General features: G+C 71.5%; 14 protein-coding genes. 7 read left to right on the top strand and 7 right to left on the bottom strand.

Annotated features, from left to right (window positions below; translation table 11 throughout):
• Position 1 precedes the first annotated feature (1 nt).
• Positions 2–799 (top strand): maleylpyruvate isomerase family mycothiol-dependent enzyme, encoded by a 798-nt coding sequence (locus IE244_RS28335; protein ID WP_191876406.1) that lies wholly within the window; start codon positions 2–4, stop codon positions 797–799.
• 100 nt (positions 800–899) lie between these two features.
• Here IE244_RS28335 and IE244_RS28340 read toward each other — a convergent pair whose 3' ends face one another.
• From IE244_RS28340 to IE244_RS28365, 6 genes are all read right to left on the bottom strand, one after another.
• Entirely contained in the window at positions 900–1,598 is a 699-nt protein-coding gene (locus IE244_RS28340) for an LAETG motif-containing sortase-dependent surface protein (protein WP_191876407.1), read from the bottom strand.
• Positions 1,599–1,859: 261 nt separating this feature from the next.
• On the bottom strand, positions 1,860–2,267 hold the full coding sequence (locus IE244_RS28345; protein WP_191876408.1) for a VOC family protein: 408 nt from the start codon (positions 2,265–2,267) through the stop codon (positions 1,860–1,862).
• Between the two features lie 112 nt (positions 2,268–2,379).
• Positions 2,380–3,864: a hypothetical protein gene (locus IE244_RS28350; protein ID WP_191876409.1), complete on the bottom strand. Its 1,485-nt coding sequence runs from the start codon at positions 3,862–3,864 to the stop codon at positions 2,380–2,382.
• Entirely contained in the window at positions 3,846–4,586 is a 741-nt protein-coding gene (locus tag IE244_RS28355; RefSeq protein ID WP_191876410.1) for an ABC transporter ATP-binding protein, read from the bottom strand. The genes IE244_RS28350 and IE244_RS28355 overlap by 19 nt, the downstream gene beginning before the upstream one ends.
• A 210-nt stretch (positions 4,587–4,796) precedes the next feature.
• Positions 4,797–6,161 (bottom strand): aspartate aminotransferase family protein, encoded by a 1,365-nt coding sequence (locus tag IE244_RS28360; RefSeq protein WP_191876411.1) that lies wholly within the window; start codon positions 6,159–6,161, stop codon positions 4,797–4,799.
• A 19-nt stretch (positions 6,162–6,180) separates the two neighbouring features.
• Positions 6,181–6,702, bottom strand: a complete 522-nt coding sequence (locus IE244_RS28365) for an Lrp/AsnC family transcriptional regulator (protein ID WP_031167396.1) — start codon at positions 6,700–6,702, stop codon at positions 6,181–6,183.
• Between the two features lie 205 nt (positions 6,703–6,907).
• Between IE244_RS28365 and IE244_RS28370 the strand changes: the two genes are divergently transcribed.
• A complete protein-coding gene (locus IE244_RS28370; protein ID WP_191876412.1) occupies positions 6,908–8,344 on the top strand; it encodes a gamma-aminobutyraldehyde dehydrogenase in 1,437 nt (478 codons plus the stop codon).
• Positions 8,345–8,410: 66 nt separating this feature from the next.
• Here the strand turns inward: IE244_RS28370 and IE244_RS28375 are convergent, their stop codons facing one another.
• Positions 8,411–9,415, bottom strand: coding sequence for an aldo/keto reductase (locus IE244_RS28375; RefSeq protein ID WP_191876413.1), 1,005 nt, complete (start codon positions 9,413–9,415; stop codon positions 8,411–8,413).
• Between the two features lie 141 nt (positions 9,416–9,556).
• Here IE244_RS28375 and IE244_RS28380 point away from each other — a divergent pair, with 141 nt between their 5' ends.
• The 5 genes from IE244_RS28380 (at position 9,557) to IE244_RS28400 (ending at position 14,328) form a co-directional block, all read left to right on the top strand.
• Positions 9,557–10,405: a helix-turn-helix transcriptional regulator gene (locus IE244_RS28380; protein WP_191876414.1), complete on the top strand. Its 849-nt coding sequence runs from the start codon at positions 9,557–9,559 to the stop codon at positions 10,403–10,405.
• Positions 10,406–10,527: 122 nt separating this feature from the next.
• The gene (locus tag IE244_RS28385) at positions 10,528–11,691 is read left to right on the top strand and encodes an ABC transporter substrate-binding protein (protein WP_191876470.1); all 1,164 of its coding nucleotides are present in this window, start codon (positions 10,528–10,530) and stop codon (positions 11,689–11,691) included.
• A gap of 133 nt (positions 11,692–11,824) precedes the next feature.
• On the top strand, positions 11,825–12,775 hold the full coding sequence (locus IE244_RS28390; RefSeq protein ID WP_229854367.1) for a hypothetical protein: 951 nt from the start codon (positions 11,825–11,827) through the stop codon (positions 12,773–12,775).
• A gap of 31 nt (positions 12,776–12,806) precedes the next feature.
• On the top strand, positions 12,807–13,463 hold the full coding sequence (locus tag IE244_RS28395; protein WP_191876415.1) for a hypothetical protein: 657 nt from the start codon (positions 12,807–12,809) through the stop codon (positions 13,461–13,463).
• Entirely contained in the window at positions 13,447–14,328 is an 882-nt protein-coding gene (locus IE244_RS28400) for an inositol monophosphatase family protein (RefSeq protein WP_191876416.1), read from the top strand. Before IE244_RS28395 ends, IE244_RS28400 begins: the two co-directional genes overlap by 17 nt.
• The last annotated feature ends 62 nt before the right edge of the window (positions 14,329–14,390 follow it).

Raw genomic sequence — 14,390 nt, forward strand, 5'->3', positions numbered from 1 at the left:
CATGACTGTGCTTGCCCATGACCGTTACTGTGATGAAATCGCCCACCAGGTCGAGCGGTTGAGGACCGTGGTGACCTCCGGCGCCGACCTGTCCGCGACCGTGCCGACCTGCCCGGAGTGGTCGCTGGAGGACCTCGTACGGCACATGGGTGGCGCGCTGCGCTGGGTGGACACCCTCGTGCGCACCCGGGCGCAGGAGAACGTGCCGCCGGAGCAGGTCCCGCTCGGTGGCGGGCCCGAGGAACGGGGTGACGCGGCCGCCCTGGACAAGTGGCTCGCGGAGACCGGCGAACTGGTCGTCGGCGCGCTGCGGGAGGCGGGGCCGGACACCGCGGTGTGGGCATGGGCCGGAACGATGAACTCCGGCTTCTGGGCCCGCCGTATGGTCCACGAGATCACCGTCCACCGCGCGGACGCCGTACTCACCGCCGGACTGCCCTACGAGGTCGCCCCCGACGTCGCCGCCGACGCGGTGGACGAGTGGCTCCAGATCGTGGAGTGGGCGCAGCGGAACCTGCCGCGGGACCCGGCGAAGGACCTGCGCCGGCCGGGCAGCAGCATCCACCTGCACGCCACCGACGCCGACCCGGCGTTGCACGCCGAGTGGCTGATCGAGCTGGGCGAGGAGGGTGTCGTCTGGCGGCGGGGCCACGAGAAGGCCACGGTCGCCCTGCGCGGCCCGCTCACCTCCCTGCTGCTGGCCTTCTATCGTCGGCTGCCGCTGGACAGCCCCGGCCTCGAAGTCCTCGGCGAGCGCGAGGTGCTGGAGTTCTGGCTGGAGCGGGCCACCTTCGGCTGAGCCGGACGGGCCGGCGACCGGCGGGCGCACCGGCGGACGACCGCGGCCCGTCCCCTGGGGATAGGGGGACGGGCCGCGGTGGTGTACGGAGGGTCAGACGTCAGCCGTTGCCGCGCGTACCGCGACGGCGCATGCCGAAGAAGACCGCGCCGCCGCCGATGACGACCAGCGCGCCCGCGATCCCGGCGATCAGGCCGGTGTTGGAGCTGGCGCCGGTCTCGGCGAGGTTCGAGTCACCGATCGCCGGGGACGGCGCGTTGCTCGGCACGGTCGCCGGGGCGGAGCTGGACTCGGAGGCCGACGGGGTCGGGGTCGCCGACTCGGCCGGGGCGGACTTCGACGGCTTCGGCTTCGGCTTCGGCGTCTTGGAAGCCGGCGGCGCCGGGGTCGAGCTCTCGGTCTTGCAGGCGGTGGACGCCGTCACCAGGTCGGGCTGGACGTCCTCGTCGACGATGTTGGCCGCCTTGACGTGGACGCGGTACGTCGCGCTCGGCTTCCAGTCCTCCGGGAAGCTGACCGGCGTGCCCAGGGCCGAGCCCTTGACCTCCTGCTGGCCCACCTTGGTCTCGACGCCGCCGCTGCTCTTGAGGAACACGGAGATGACGGCGGGGGTGGCGGAGGCGTCGGTGTCGGTGACGACGATGACGCCCTTGTCGCCGTCGCACTTGGCTTCGGCCTTGAAGTCACGGATGTTGCACGCGAGGGCGGAGCTGGACAGACCCAGCACCACCGCGGCCGAGGCGGAGGCGACACCCAGGATGCGCACGGAACGGCGTGCGCTGCGGCGAGTTATGGACACGTTTGTCCTTTACAGAGTGCACAACTGCGGGGGGCTGTAGGGGGAATTGGAGCAACGGATGAGGTGAGGCCCCAGGACCCCCAGGAGGCTCACAGGTCTATAAGCGCTCCATAAGCAGTGTCAACGCATATGCCACTCACGGCCGTTGGCTTTACCCGCTTATTAACCGCCGCGACGTTTGATCGCGTCCGAAGCCGGCTCGATCCGGTCACCGAGGGCGATAGGGGACTTGGGCGGTCCGCACCTGTGCGTCCGTGGTGGTCAGCTCTGCACCGCGGCCGGGTCCATCCACATGATCTCCCAGGTGTGGCCGTCGAGGTCGTCGAAGGCGCGGCCGTACATGAAGCCGTGGTCCTGGGTGCGCCCGGTGGCCTTCCCGCCCGCCGCGATCGCCCCGTCGACCAGCTCGTCGACCTTCTCGCGGCTCTCGGCGCTCAGACAGACCAGCACCTCGCTGGTCGTGGTCGCGTCGGCGATCTCCTTCGTGGTGAAGGTCGCGTAGAACGGCTTGGTCAGCAGCATCGCGACGATCGTGTCGCTGATCACCACGGAGGCGGCGTTCTCGTCGCTGAACTGCGGGTTGATCGTGTAGCCGAGCTCCGTGAAGAACTTCTTCGAGGCGTCGAGGTCGTTCACGGGCAGGTTCACGAAGATCATCTGCTGGTACATGAGGTTCTCGCTTCCGTGGTGGTGCGTCCTGGGGTCAGCCTGTTCGGTGGGGTAGACCCCGGGCTCCGGGAGAACTCATCGGTCGCCGGAGATTTTTTCCGCGGCGGGTGGCTCAGCGGGTCACGGGGAGCGCGGCCAGGGCGGCGACGCCGAGGGTGAGCGGGCCGAAGAACGCCAGCAGGGCCGCCGCGCGGATGGCCACGGCCATGCGCAGCAGCGTGGCCGGGGCGCCGAGGCGGAGTAGCGCGGCGGTCGTGCCGGCCCGGCACTGGCGGGTCTCCACCGCGGCGGTGACGAGGGTGGCGACCGTGCAGCCGGCGACGAGGAGGGTGCCGAAGGTGGTCAGGGGGCCGAACGCCGGTGCCGAGCCGGTGTACAGGGTGGTCATGGCGAAGCCGGCGGACGCGACGGCGCACACGACGCCCAGGGGGCGGCCGATGCGGGTGGCCTCCGTCATGAGGACGCGGCCGGCGAGGAGGCGGAGGGCGCCGGGGCGGGTGGACTGCAGGAGCCAGCCGCACACGTGGGTGAGGCCGGGGGCGGCGAGGACGAGGCCGGTCGTGGTGAGGAGCCAGCCGGCGAGGACGCCGAGGGACGAGCGGTCGGCGTAGGCCTGGGCCGTCAGGCCGCTGGCGAGGAGGGCGATGCCCCAGGGGAGGCCGGCGGGGGCCTCTCTGGGGGGCTTGGCGGTGAGGTCGCTCCAGTCGGCGTCCGGAGCGGGGGTGCCGGCGCTGCCAGGGGGTGGTGGGGTGGGGCCGGTCGCGCTGCCCGGCGCGGGGGCGCTCGGTGGCTGGAGGCCGGTCGCGCCGGCCGGTGCGGGGGTGCCCGGTGGCTGGATGCCGGTCGCGCTGCCCGGCGCTGACGGGGTGCCGTCCGCGCCCACCGGTGCCGCCCCGGCGGTACGACCGCCCGCGGACTGGCGGAGGCCCTCGGACCGACCGAGGCTCGTGGGCTCGTCTGCCGGTGTGGGGCGGCGGGCGAGGCGTGCTCCGAATCTCGCGCACGTGCCGAACGTCTCCCGCGCCACCGAGTGGCCGAACGCGCCGAAGCGGCCGTACGTGCGGTGGGCCGGGGTGGCGGGGCCTGGGTCCTTCGGGCGCAGGGCCAGAGCCACCGCTGCCGAGGCGACGGCCGGGGGCAGGGCCAGCAGGGTCAGGGTCGCGGGCCCGGGGAGGTGCCGCCCCGCCGCCAGGACGTCCGCGGCCGCCCCGTCGAACGGCATGCCCGTCAGGTCGCCGCGCAGGTGCAGGAAGACGAGCAGGGCCAGCAGCGAGCCCAGGGAGCAGGACAGGGCCGTCGTCAGCGCGGAGACGGCCATCAGGCGGGCCGGGCCGAGGCCGACGGCGGACAGGCCGGGGCGCGGCCGGGCGCCCGGGTCGGTGCGGGCGACGGCGAGCGCCAGGTACCCCGTGGCGGCGAGCGGCACCGTGCACCAGGCCAGGCGCAGCGCGGCGGCGGACGCGGACCCGGGGTGGTTCAGGGCGTAGCCGAGGCAGGACAGGAGCAGGAAGCCGGTGCCCGCCGAGGCCGCGGCCACCAGCAGGCGGCGCAGCTGGACGGCGGGCCGCGCGCTGCGGGTCAGACGGAGAGCGACCACGCGACCCGGCCCTCCGTGTCGGGTACGTCCGGCAGGTGCAGGGTCCGCACGCTCCGGCCGTCCAGCAGGTGCACGCTGCGGTCGGCCTGGGCGGCGGTCTCGGGGTCGTGGGTGGCGAGGACCACGGTGATGCCGTGCGAGCGGGCGGCCGAGGTGAGGGTGCGCAGGACCTGGGTGCGGTCGCCGCGGTGCAGCGGCGCCGTCGGCTCGTCGGCGAAGAGGATCGTGGGGGCCGTGGCCAGTGCCCGGGCGATCGAGACCCGCTGGCGCTCGGCCTGCTGCAGTGCGTGCGGCCGGTTGCGGCACTTGTCGCCGACGTCGAGCCGGACCAGCCACTCCAGCGCGGCGACCTTGGCCCTGCGCCGGCCGACCCCGCGCAGCATCAGCGGCAGCGCGACGTTCTCCCAGGCGTTCAGCTCGGGGACCAGGGCGGGCGCGGGGTCGATCCAGCTGAAGCGTTCCCGGCGCAGCTGCTCGCGGCGCATCGGTCCGAGTGTGTGCAGGGGCGTGCTGTTGAACCACACCTCGCCGTGCCGGACCGGGACCAGGCCGGACAGGCAGCGCAGCAGGGTGGTCTTGCCGCTGCCGCGCGGGCCGGTGACGGCGACGATCTCGCCGTCGCGCACGGCGAGCGCCACCCCGGCGAGTCCGGGCGACCCGTCGGGGTGCCTGAAGTGCAGCGAGCGTGCCCAGAGCACGTCGTTGTCCGGCGGGGCCTCCATGCGCGTCCACCTCGGTTCTGATCCGCTTTTTCCTGCCTGGTCCCTCGTGCGGGGGAACGAAGGCTGGGCCGATCGGTCACTGGAACGCTAGGCAGGTCCCCTGCGGCAGCCCGGACAGCGCGCGGCCCCGGGCCTCCGTTCCCACTCGAACGGAGGCACCGGGGCCGGTGCCGATCAGCCAGTCGGATGATCGGGCCTTCCGGGGAAGGCTCAGAGCTTCGTCCACGCCTCCGTGAGGGTGGCGCGCAGGATCTGCTCGATCTCGTCGAAGGTCTCCTGGTTGGAGATCAGCGGCGGGGCGAGCTGGATGACCGGGTCGCCGCGGTCGTCGGCACGGCAGTACAGGCCGTTGTCGAACAGAGCCTTGGAGAGGAAGCCGTACAGGACGCGCTCGGTCTCCTCCTCGTTGAAGGACTCCTTGGTGTTCTTGTCCTTCACCAGCTCGATGCCGTAGAAGAAGCCGTTGCCGCGGACGTCGCCGACGATCGGCAGGTCGTGCAGCTTCTGCAGGGTCTGCAGGAAGGCGCCCTCGTTGTCGAGCACGTGCTGGTTGATGTTCTCGCGCTCGAACAGGTCGAGGTTGGCGAGACCCACGGCCGCGGAGACCGGGTGGCCGCCGAAGGTGTAGCCGTGCAGGAAGGTGTTGTCGCCCTTGTAGAACGGCTCGGCGAGGCGGTCGGAGACGATGCAGGCGCCGATCGGGGAGTAGCCCGAGGTCATGCCCTTGGCGCAGGTGATCATGTCCGGGACGTAGCCGAACTTGTCGCAGGCGAACATGGTGCCGAGGCGGCCGAAGGCGCAGATGACCTCGTCCGACACGAGCAGCACGTCGTACCGGTCGCAGATCTCGCGCACGCGCTGGAAGTAGCCGGGCGGCGGCGGGAAGCAGCCGCCGGCGTTCTGCACCGGCTCCAGGAAGACCGCGGCGACGGTGTCGGGGCCCTCGAAGAGGATCTGCTGCTCGATCTGGTCGGCGGCCCAGCGGCCGAAGGCCTCCGGGTCGTCACCGAAGATCGGCGCGCGGTAGATGTTGGTGTTCGGCACCTTGTGCGCGCCCGGCACGAGCGGCTCGAAGGGGGCCTTCAGACCGGGCAGACCCGTGATGGACAGGGCGCCCTGCGGGGTGCCGTGGTAGGCGACCGCGCGGGAGATGACCTTGTACTTGGTGGGCTTGCCGACCAGCTTGAAGTACTGCTTGGCGAGCTTCCAGGCGGTCTCGACGGCCTCGCCGCCACCGGTGGTGAAGAAGACCTTGTTCAGGTCGCCCGGGGCGTGGTGGGCGAGGCGCTCGGCCAGCTCGACGGCCTTCGGGTGGGCGTAGGACCACACCGGGAAGAAGGCCAGCTCCTGGGCCTGCTTGAAGGCGGTCTCGGCGAGTTCCGTGCGGCCGTGACCGGCCTGGACCACGAACAGACCCGCGAGACCGTCGAGGTAGCGCTTGCCCTTGTCGTCGTAGATGTAGGTGCCCTCACCCCGGACGATGGTCGGGACCGGGGAGTTCTCGTACGAGGACATGCGGGTGAAGTGCATCCACAGGTGGTCGTACGCGGTGCGGCTGAGGTCCTTGGTGCTCACGGTTATCGGGTCCTCACGGTTATCGGGTTCCCCACATGTAGGTCTGCTTCTTCAGCTTCAGGTAGACGAAGCTCTCGGTGGAGCGCACACCGGGCAGGGACCGGATGCGTTTGTTGATGACGTCCAGCAGGTGGTCGTCGTCCTCGCAGACGATCTCGGCGAGGATGTCGAACGAGCCCGCGGTCATCACCACGTACTCGACTTCCGACATGCCGGTCAGCGCGTCCGCGATCGACTCGACATCGCCCTCGACGTTGATCCCGACCATCGCCTGCCGGCGGAAGCCCACGGTGAGCGGGTCCGTGACGGCGACGATCTGCATCACGCCCTGGTCCAGCAGCTTCTGCACGCGCTGGCGCACGGCCGCCTCGGACAGGCCGACGGCCTTGCCGATCGCGGCGTACGGCCGGCGGCCGTCCTCCTGGAGCTGCTGAATGATGGCGAGGGAGACGGCGTCCAGCTGGGGGCTGTTGCCGTTCCTGGACTCGCGGGTGGAGTCCCTCTGGTCTGCGCTTCGACTGGCCACGACCTCACTGTGCACGACGTCTCGACAGTTTCGCAACCCTCAAGCGATGAAATTCGTTGTTTATGACTCGTCGGTTTGCGGATTTCGCAGAAGTGCTTGGGGTGGGGGTGTTGAAAACGTCGGTATGCCGATTAGGGTGGGGTGTCTCAGCGATCGGACAGCCGAGCAGGCTGGCCGGGCTGGACAGCTCGAACCCTCGAACCAGATCAGGAGGCCGGCAGTGAGCACCGAGCTGCGTCGTCTGCGCAACTACATCGACGGTGAGTTCCGGGACGCCGCCGACGGACGGACCACTGAGGTGGTCAACCCCGCGACGGGCGAGGCGTACGCCACCGCGCCGCTGTCCGGCAAGGCGGACGTGGACGCCGCCATGGAGGCCGCCGCCCGCGCCTTCCCGGCCTGGCGCGACACCACCCCCGCAGAGCGCCAGAAGGCCCTTCTCAAGATCGCGGACGCGTTCGAGGAGCGTGCCGAGGAGCTGATCGCGGCCGAGGTGGAGAACACGGGCAAGCCCACCGGGCTCACCCGCTCCGAGGAGATCCCGCCGATGGTCGACCAGATCCGCTTCTTCGCGGGCGCGGCGCGACTGCTGGAGGGCCGCTCGGCCGGTGAGTACATGGAGGGGATGACCTCGATCATCCGCCGTGAGCCGGTCGGCGTCTGCGCCCAGGTCGCCCCCTGGAACTACCCGATGATGATGGCGGTGTGGAAGTTCGCCCCGGCGATCGCCGCGGGCAACACGGTCGTCCTGAAGCCGTCGGACACCACCCCCGCCTCCACGGTCCTGATCGCCGACATCATCGGCTCGATCCTGCCCCGGGGCGTCTTCAACGTCATCTGCGGCGACCGTGACACCGGCCGCCTGATGGTCGAGCACGACACCCCTGCCATGGCCTCCATCACCGGCTCGGTCCGCGCGGGCATGTCCGTCGCCGAGTCCGCCTCCAAGGACCTCAAGCGGGTCCACCTGGAGCTGGGCGGCAAGGCCCCCGTCGTCGTCTTCGAGGACACCGACATCGCCAAGGCCGTCGAGGACATCTCCGTGGCGGGCTTCTTCAACGCCGGGCAGGACTGTACGGCCGCGACCCGCGTCCTCGTCCAGGAGTCCATCCACGACGAGTTCGTGGCCGCGCTCGCCAAGGCGGCGTCCGAGACCAAGACCGGCCAGCCGGACGACGAGGACGTGCTCTTCGGCCCGCTGAACAACCCGAACCAGCTCAAGCAGGTCGCCGGCTTCATCGACCGCCTGCCGGCCCACGCCAAGGTCGAGGCGGGCGGCCAGCAGGTCGGCGACAAGGGCTACTTCTACGCCCCGACCGTCGTCTCCGGCCTGAAGCAGGACGACGAGATCGTCCAGAACGAGGTCTTCGGCCCGGTCATCACCGTGCAGTCCTTCGCCGACGAGGACCAGGCCATCCAGTGGGCCAACGGCGTCGAGTACGCCCTCGCCTCCTCGGTGTGGACCAAGGACCACGCCCGCGCGATGCGCATGTCCAAGAAGCTCGACTTCGGCTGCGTGTGGATCAACACCCACATCCCGCTGGTCGCCGAGATGCCCCACGGCGGCTTCAAGAAGTCCGGCTACGGCAAGGACCTGTCGGCGTACGGCTTCGAGGACTACACGCGGATCAAGCACGTGATGACGTCGCTGGACTGACGTTCCCACCGGCACCGTGCAGCGCGGCCTCGGACGGGTTCACCTCCCCGTCCGGGCCGCGCTGTCTCATTCCCCCGTCACGAACCGCAGCTCCTCCTCGGTGAGCCGGAGGGTGGCCGCCCGCGCCCAGTCCGCGGTCTGCTCCGGACTGCGCGCTCCCGCGATCGCCCCGGTGACGCCCCGCCGGGCCAGCACCCAGGCGATCGCCACCGCGCTCACCGTCGTCCCGTGCGCCTGCGCGACCGTCCGGAGCCGGTCCACCGTACGCAGGTGGGTGTCCAGGTGCGTCGTGAAGTCGGGGTGGGTGCGGCGCCAGTCGGACGGGTGCAGGCGGGCCAGCCGCTCGCGGGTGAAGGTCCCGCTGAGCAGGCCCGAGTGGAGCGGCTGGTAGGGGATCACGCCGGTGCCGTGGTCGGCGGCCCAGTCGATCTCCGGCTCGGCGGCGCGGTTGAGAAGGGACAGCGGGGGCTGGATCGCGTCGACCGGGGCGATGCGGTGCGCGGCCGCCAGCTGTTCGGGCGAGTGGTTGGAGAGCCCGATCGCCCGCACCTTGCCCTCCGCCTTCAGGTCGGCCATCAGCTGCCAGTACTCCTCCAGCGGGGTGGCCCGCGCGTCCTCCGGGGGCTCCGCGCCGTCCCAGCTCAGGGACGCGCCGGTGTCCGGCCAGTGCACCTGGTACAGGTCGATCGCCTCCACGCCGAGCCGGCGCAGCGAGTCCTCGACCTCACGCCGTACGCTGTCGGGCCGCATGATCCGCCGGGGTGCCGCAGCAGGGTTCTCCGGGTCCCAGACCAGGCCCGCCTTCGTGAACACATACGGGCGGTCGGCGTGCGGCAGCTCGGCCAGCGCCTTGCCGACCACCTCCTCGGAGTGGCCGAGCCCGTACACGGCGGCGGTGTCGATCCAGTTGACGCCCAGCTCGACCGCCCGGTGCACGGTCTCGATCGACCGCCGGTCGTCCTGCGCGCCCCACGTGAAGCGCCAGCCGTCGCCGCCGAACGACCAGGCGCCCAGCCCGATCACGGAGATGTCGAGGCCGGAAGTGCCGAGGGGGCGGAGGGGGAGAGTCATCGTCGTACGTCCTTGTCGCACTCGTCGTTTCCCTGACGTCCACGACTCTGCGCCCTGCGGAACCGCCCTCAACAGGCCCGTTTTTTAGGGGGGAAAGACTTGGCCACCCTGGTTCGGCGCAGGTCCCGGATACTCGTGGGCATGACGACTCCCGGCGAACGGCGCACCGAACTCAGCCAGTTCCTCCGGTCCCGGCGGGCCCGGCTCACCCCGGCCGACGTGGGGCTGACGGCGTACGGCCCCCGGCGCGTGCCCGGGCTGCGGCGCGAGGAGCTGGCGCAGCTGGCCGGGGTGAGCGTCGAGTACTACGTACGCCTGGAGCAGGGTCGCAACCCGCATGTCTCGGACGCGGTGCTGGAGGCCGTCGGCCGGGCGCTGCGCCTGGCTCCGGCCGAGCGGGCACACCTGCGCAACCTGGCCCGCCCGGACCGCGCCCTGCCGGACGCGACACCGGCCACCGAGACCGTGCGGCCCTCCCTGCGCCGGCTGATCGACGCCCAGCCCGGCCCCGCCTACGTCTGCGGTCACCTCACCCAGGTGCTCGCCTGGAACCCGCTCGCCGCCTCTGTCTTCGGTGACTTCGGTGAAGTGCCGTGCGAACGGCGGACGTTCGCGCACCTGGTCTTCCTCGACACCCGCTACCGCGAGCTGTTCGCGGACAGCTGGCGCCCGAAGGCCGAGTCGACCGTGGCCTTTCTGCGGGTGAGCGTGGGCCGTTACCCCGACGACCCGGCGCTGGCCTCCCTCATCGGGCGGCTCGCCATGCGGAGCGAGGAGTTCGCCGCGCTGTGGGCAAGGCAGGACGTGGCGGACAAGGGCCCCGGCCGCTACACCCTGCACCACCCGCTGGTCGGCCCGCTCACCCTGGACTTCGAGGTGCTGCACACGAACGAACCCGGCCAGCTCCTGGTCAGCTATCTTCCGGCGCCGGACACCGAGGCGGCCGAGGCCCTGGGGCTGGTCGGCAGCTGGGGCGCGGACCGTGCGTGAACGGCGCTGATCGACAAGGTGTCGGGGGAAGGGGGCCGCGCTCGACGCAGCGTCGATTGTCCGTGGAACGCGCCAGACGGCATCCTTCCGGAGTGCCCCAGACTTCCTCGCGTACGTCCGTGATGCCCCGCCGCTCCCTCCTGCGCGCACTCGGCGGCACCGCCGCGCTCGGTGCCCTGGCCGGCTGCGGGGTGCCCGCCGCCTATGTCGCGCCCGGCGACCGGGCCGTAGCCGACGAGTCCACGGCCGACAGGAAGCTGACCTGGGCGAACTGGCCGCTGTACATCGACACCGACGACGACGACCCCAACCGGCGGCCCACCCTGGAGGCGTTCGGGAAGCGCACCGGGATCCGGGTGGACTACGTCGAGGAGATCAACGACAACGACGAGTTCTTCGGCAAGATCAGCCCCGCGCTGATGAACCACCAGTCCACCGGCCGCGATCTGATCGTCATCAGCGACTGGATGTGCGCCCGGTTCGTCCGGCTGGGCTGGGTCGAGGAGATGGACCGCGCCCGCCAGCCGAACGTGGCGAAGTACCTGGACCCGCTGCTGCGTACGCCCGCCTTCGACAAGGGCCGCAGGTTCACCGTGCCGTGGCAGTCGGGCATCACCGGCATCGCCTACAACCGCAGGAAGCTCGGCCGCGAGATCCGGCACGTCAAGGACCTCTGGGCGAGCGACCTCAAGGGACGCGTGACCCTCCTGTCCGGCCTGGACGAGTCCTTCGCGCTGCTCATGCAGGGCGACGGCGTGGACATCACGAGGTGGACGGCGGACGACTTCCACCGCGTCTGCGACCGGGTGGAGCGGGAGGTCCACCGCGGCCAGATACGCCGCTTCACCGGCAACGACTACACAAAAGACCTGGTCAGCGGGGATGTGCTGGCCTGTCAGGCGTACTCCGGCGATGTCATCCAGCTGCAGGCGGACAACCCCGACATCCACTTCGTCGTGCCCGAGGAGGGCGCCGAGCTGTGGTCGGACTCCCTGATGATCCCCGACCGGGCCCGCCACAAGGCCAACGCGGAGCGCCTGGTCGACTCCTACTACGACCCCGCCGTCGCCGCGAAGCTGGCCGCCTGGGTCAACTACGTCTGCCCGGTGCCGGCCGCCAAGGAGGTCCTGGCGGCGTCGAAGGACAAGGACACCGCCGCCCTCGCCGACAACCCGCTGATCTTCCCGGACACCGGCATGCGGTCCCGCCTCGCCATCGCCCGGGACATCACCTCCACGGAACGTGTGGAGTACGCGAAACGGTGGAACACGATCGTGGGCCTGTAGGGCACGGCGGGACGTCCCCCGCGCCAGGCACCGCGACCTCCGCCGAACGCCCCGCCGCTGACGGCTGATTGACGCATGGCTGACGGCGTGTCCTTGCTCCTACGATGGAAGCCACCGTCGGGGGAGGGTGGACGTGACGCGCAGTACGCCACAGGGTGCCGGGCGCCGGCTGGAGGACGCGATCGCCTGGGCGGTCCGCAACGCGGACGGGATCGTCGCCATCGGCGTCGCCCTGGCCGTCGGGCTCATGGACGTCCTCAACCAGAACATGTCCGACAACATCGTCTCCGGCGCCACCCTGCTCGTCCTCGCGGCGCTGGTGTACGGAGGGCTCACCGAGCGCCGCCGCCGGGTGAGCGACATCCGGGCCGCGACCGCCGGGACCAGCCGGGCCATCGAGGACCTGGCGATGGTGCGCACCCTGTCCGGCGCCGAGGTCGCGCTCGCACACGAACGGGCCCGGCGCACCACCACCCGCTGGGTGTTCAAGGGCGGCACCGGCACCTATCTGCGCGCCGTCACGCTGCCCGAGTGCGTGCTGGAGGCGCAACGGCAGCGGCGTTCCCTCAGCATGAAGATCGACATCATCAACCCCGCCGACGACCAGGTGTGCACCGCGTACGCGCGGTTCAGGAGCACGTTCGGCGGCGGCTTCGGCGAGTGGACCGTGGAGCGCACCCGCAAGGAGGCGTACGCCACCGTCGTCGCCGCCGGCTGGCACCGGCAGCGGCTGGACACCCTGGAGATCGACGTCCACCTGTCCTCCGTGGCACCGGCCCTGCGCTTCGACCTCTCGGACACCTGCCTGATCATCACCCAGGACGACCCGAGCCGCGTCAGCCTGTCCGTGGAGCGGGACCGGCCGCTCTACGACTACTACGTCACCGAGCTGCACCAGAGCCGCGAGCAGGCGGTCAAGCTGGATCTGCGCGAGGCCGTCCCCCTCTCCGACGAGCCGACCGTCGACGAGGTCAGACGCCTGCTCGACCGGCTCGGCCTGCCACTCCCGTCGAGCTTCACCGATCGTGACGTCGGCGACATCATCGACAAGGCGCTGCGCGCGGAGAACCCGTACCGAAGGTGAGCGTCGTGTTCCGGCCAAGGGGGGAAGGAACATGGACTACCCGGCCCTGGAACGGGCCGCCCGGCGGCACGCCACCGCCGAGCTGATACGACACGCCACGGCGGAACTGGACGGGATCGCCTCGGGCCGCCGCGCCCTGCGCGCGGTGCGCCATCCCCTGGGCTTCGTCTGCCTCCCCGTCCTGCGCGAGGGCGGCGACGGCGTCTGCGTCCACGTCTTCAGCACCCCGGAGGCGGAGCCCGACCGGGCCGCCGCCCAGGTGCACTGCCACAGCTGGGACCTGACCAGCACCGTGCTGTACGGGCGGCTGGGCAACCGGCGCGTGCACATCGAGGACGGCGGCGGCGAACCCACCCACCGTGTCTTCGAGGTGCTCAGCGACCCCTCGGGCGTCGACGAGCTGCGCCCCACCAGGCGCCTGGTGCGCTGCCGGTCCGGCGCCGAACACACCAGCGGGCCCGGCCAGACCTACGCCCTCCCGGCGGGTGAATTCCACACCACCGTGGTGCCCGACGACCGCCCCACCGCCACCCTGGTGCTGGGGCGGACCCTGCCCGGCCGGGTGGACCTCTCGCTGGGCCCGCTGTCCGCACCGGGGCACCGCGTGGTCCGCAGCACGTGCGACGCGACCCAGACCGCCCGGATCGCTCGGGCCGCCCTCAGGAGGATCCATGAGCCCGAACCCTGACCCCGGCTACACCGGCGAGCACCGCACGGCGGTGGCCGCCGCCGAGGAGGCCGGGACGCTGTTGCGGTCCCGTTTCCCCGACGGCTTCGCCGCGCGGCAGAAAGGCGAACTCGGGGACGTCGTCACCGACCTGGACGTGGCCGCCGAGCAGCTCGTGGTGGACCGGATCCGGGCCCGTTACCCGCACGACCGCATCCTCGCCGAGGAGTCCGGTGAGCTCAGGGGCGACGGTGGCGGCCGTACCTGGCTGGTCGACCCGCTCGACGGCAGCAACAACGTGGTCATCGGGCTGGCGGTCTACGTCGTCGGCATCGCGCTGTGTGTCGACGACACGCCCGTCGTGGGAGTCGTCCACGATCCGATGACCGGCCGCACCTGGTCCGCCCTGCGGGGCGGTGGGGCGCACGGCCCGGCCGGGCGGCTGGCCACGTCCGCCGATGTCCGCCTGACGCCTTCGGCCGGACCGCTGCTGGCCTGGACCCAGGGCCACGGCGTCTCCCGCGACGACCCCGTGGCCTGCGCCCTGAGGCACACCCTCGAACTCCGCTCCCGGCGCCTGCTGCAGCTCTGGGCGCCCCTGGTGGCCTGGTCGATGCTGGCCCGCGGGGACATCGACGGCTTCGTCGGCTACCGCGCGGAGGCGATCGACCTGCCCGCCGGCGCGCTGCTCGCCCGCGAGGCCGGGATCGCCCTGCGGCACCTCGACGGCGCCGAGTTCGGCGGCGGCTTCGGCGGGCCGGACACCGGGCGCTCCTTCGTCGCCGGCCGCCCCGAGATGCTGCCGCACCTGCTCGACCTCGTCAGCCCTTTCTCTCCCGGCACCGCGCGCACGCGTGACAACGTGGTGCGCAACACGGGGAGTTGAAAGCGTGGACCGGCATCCTGCGGACGCCGGCACACGCACTCGAAGTGTTCGGCTCCGGCGCC

It is taken from the genome of Streptomyces filipinensis (assembly GCF_014649495.1).
Taxonomy (GTDB): Bacteria; Actinomycetota; Actinomycetes; order Streptomycetales; family Streptomycetaceae; genus Streptomyces; species Streptomyces filipinensis.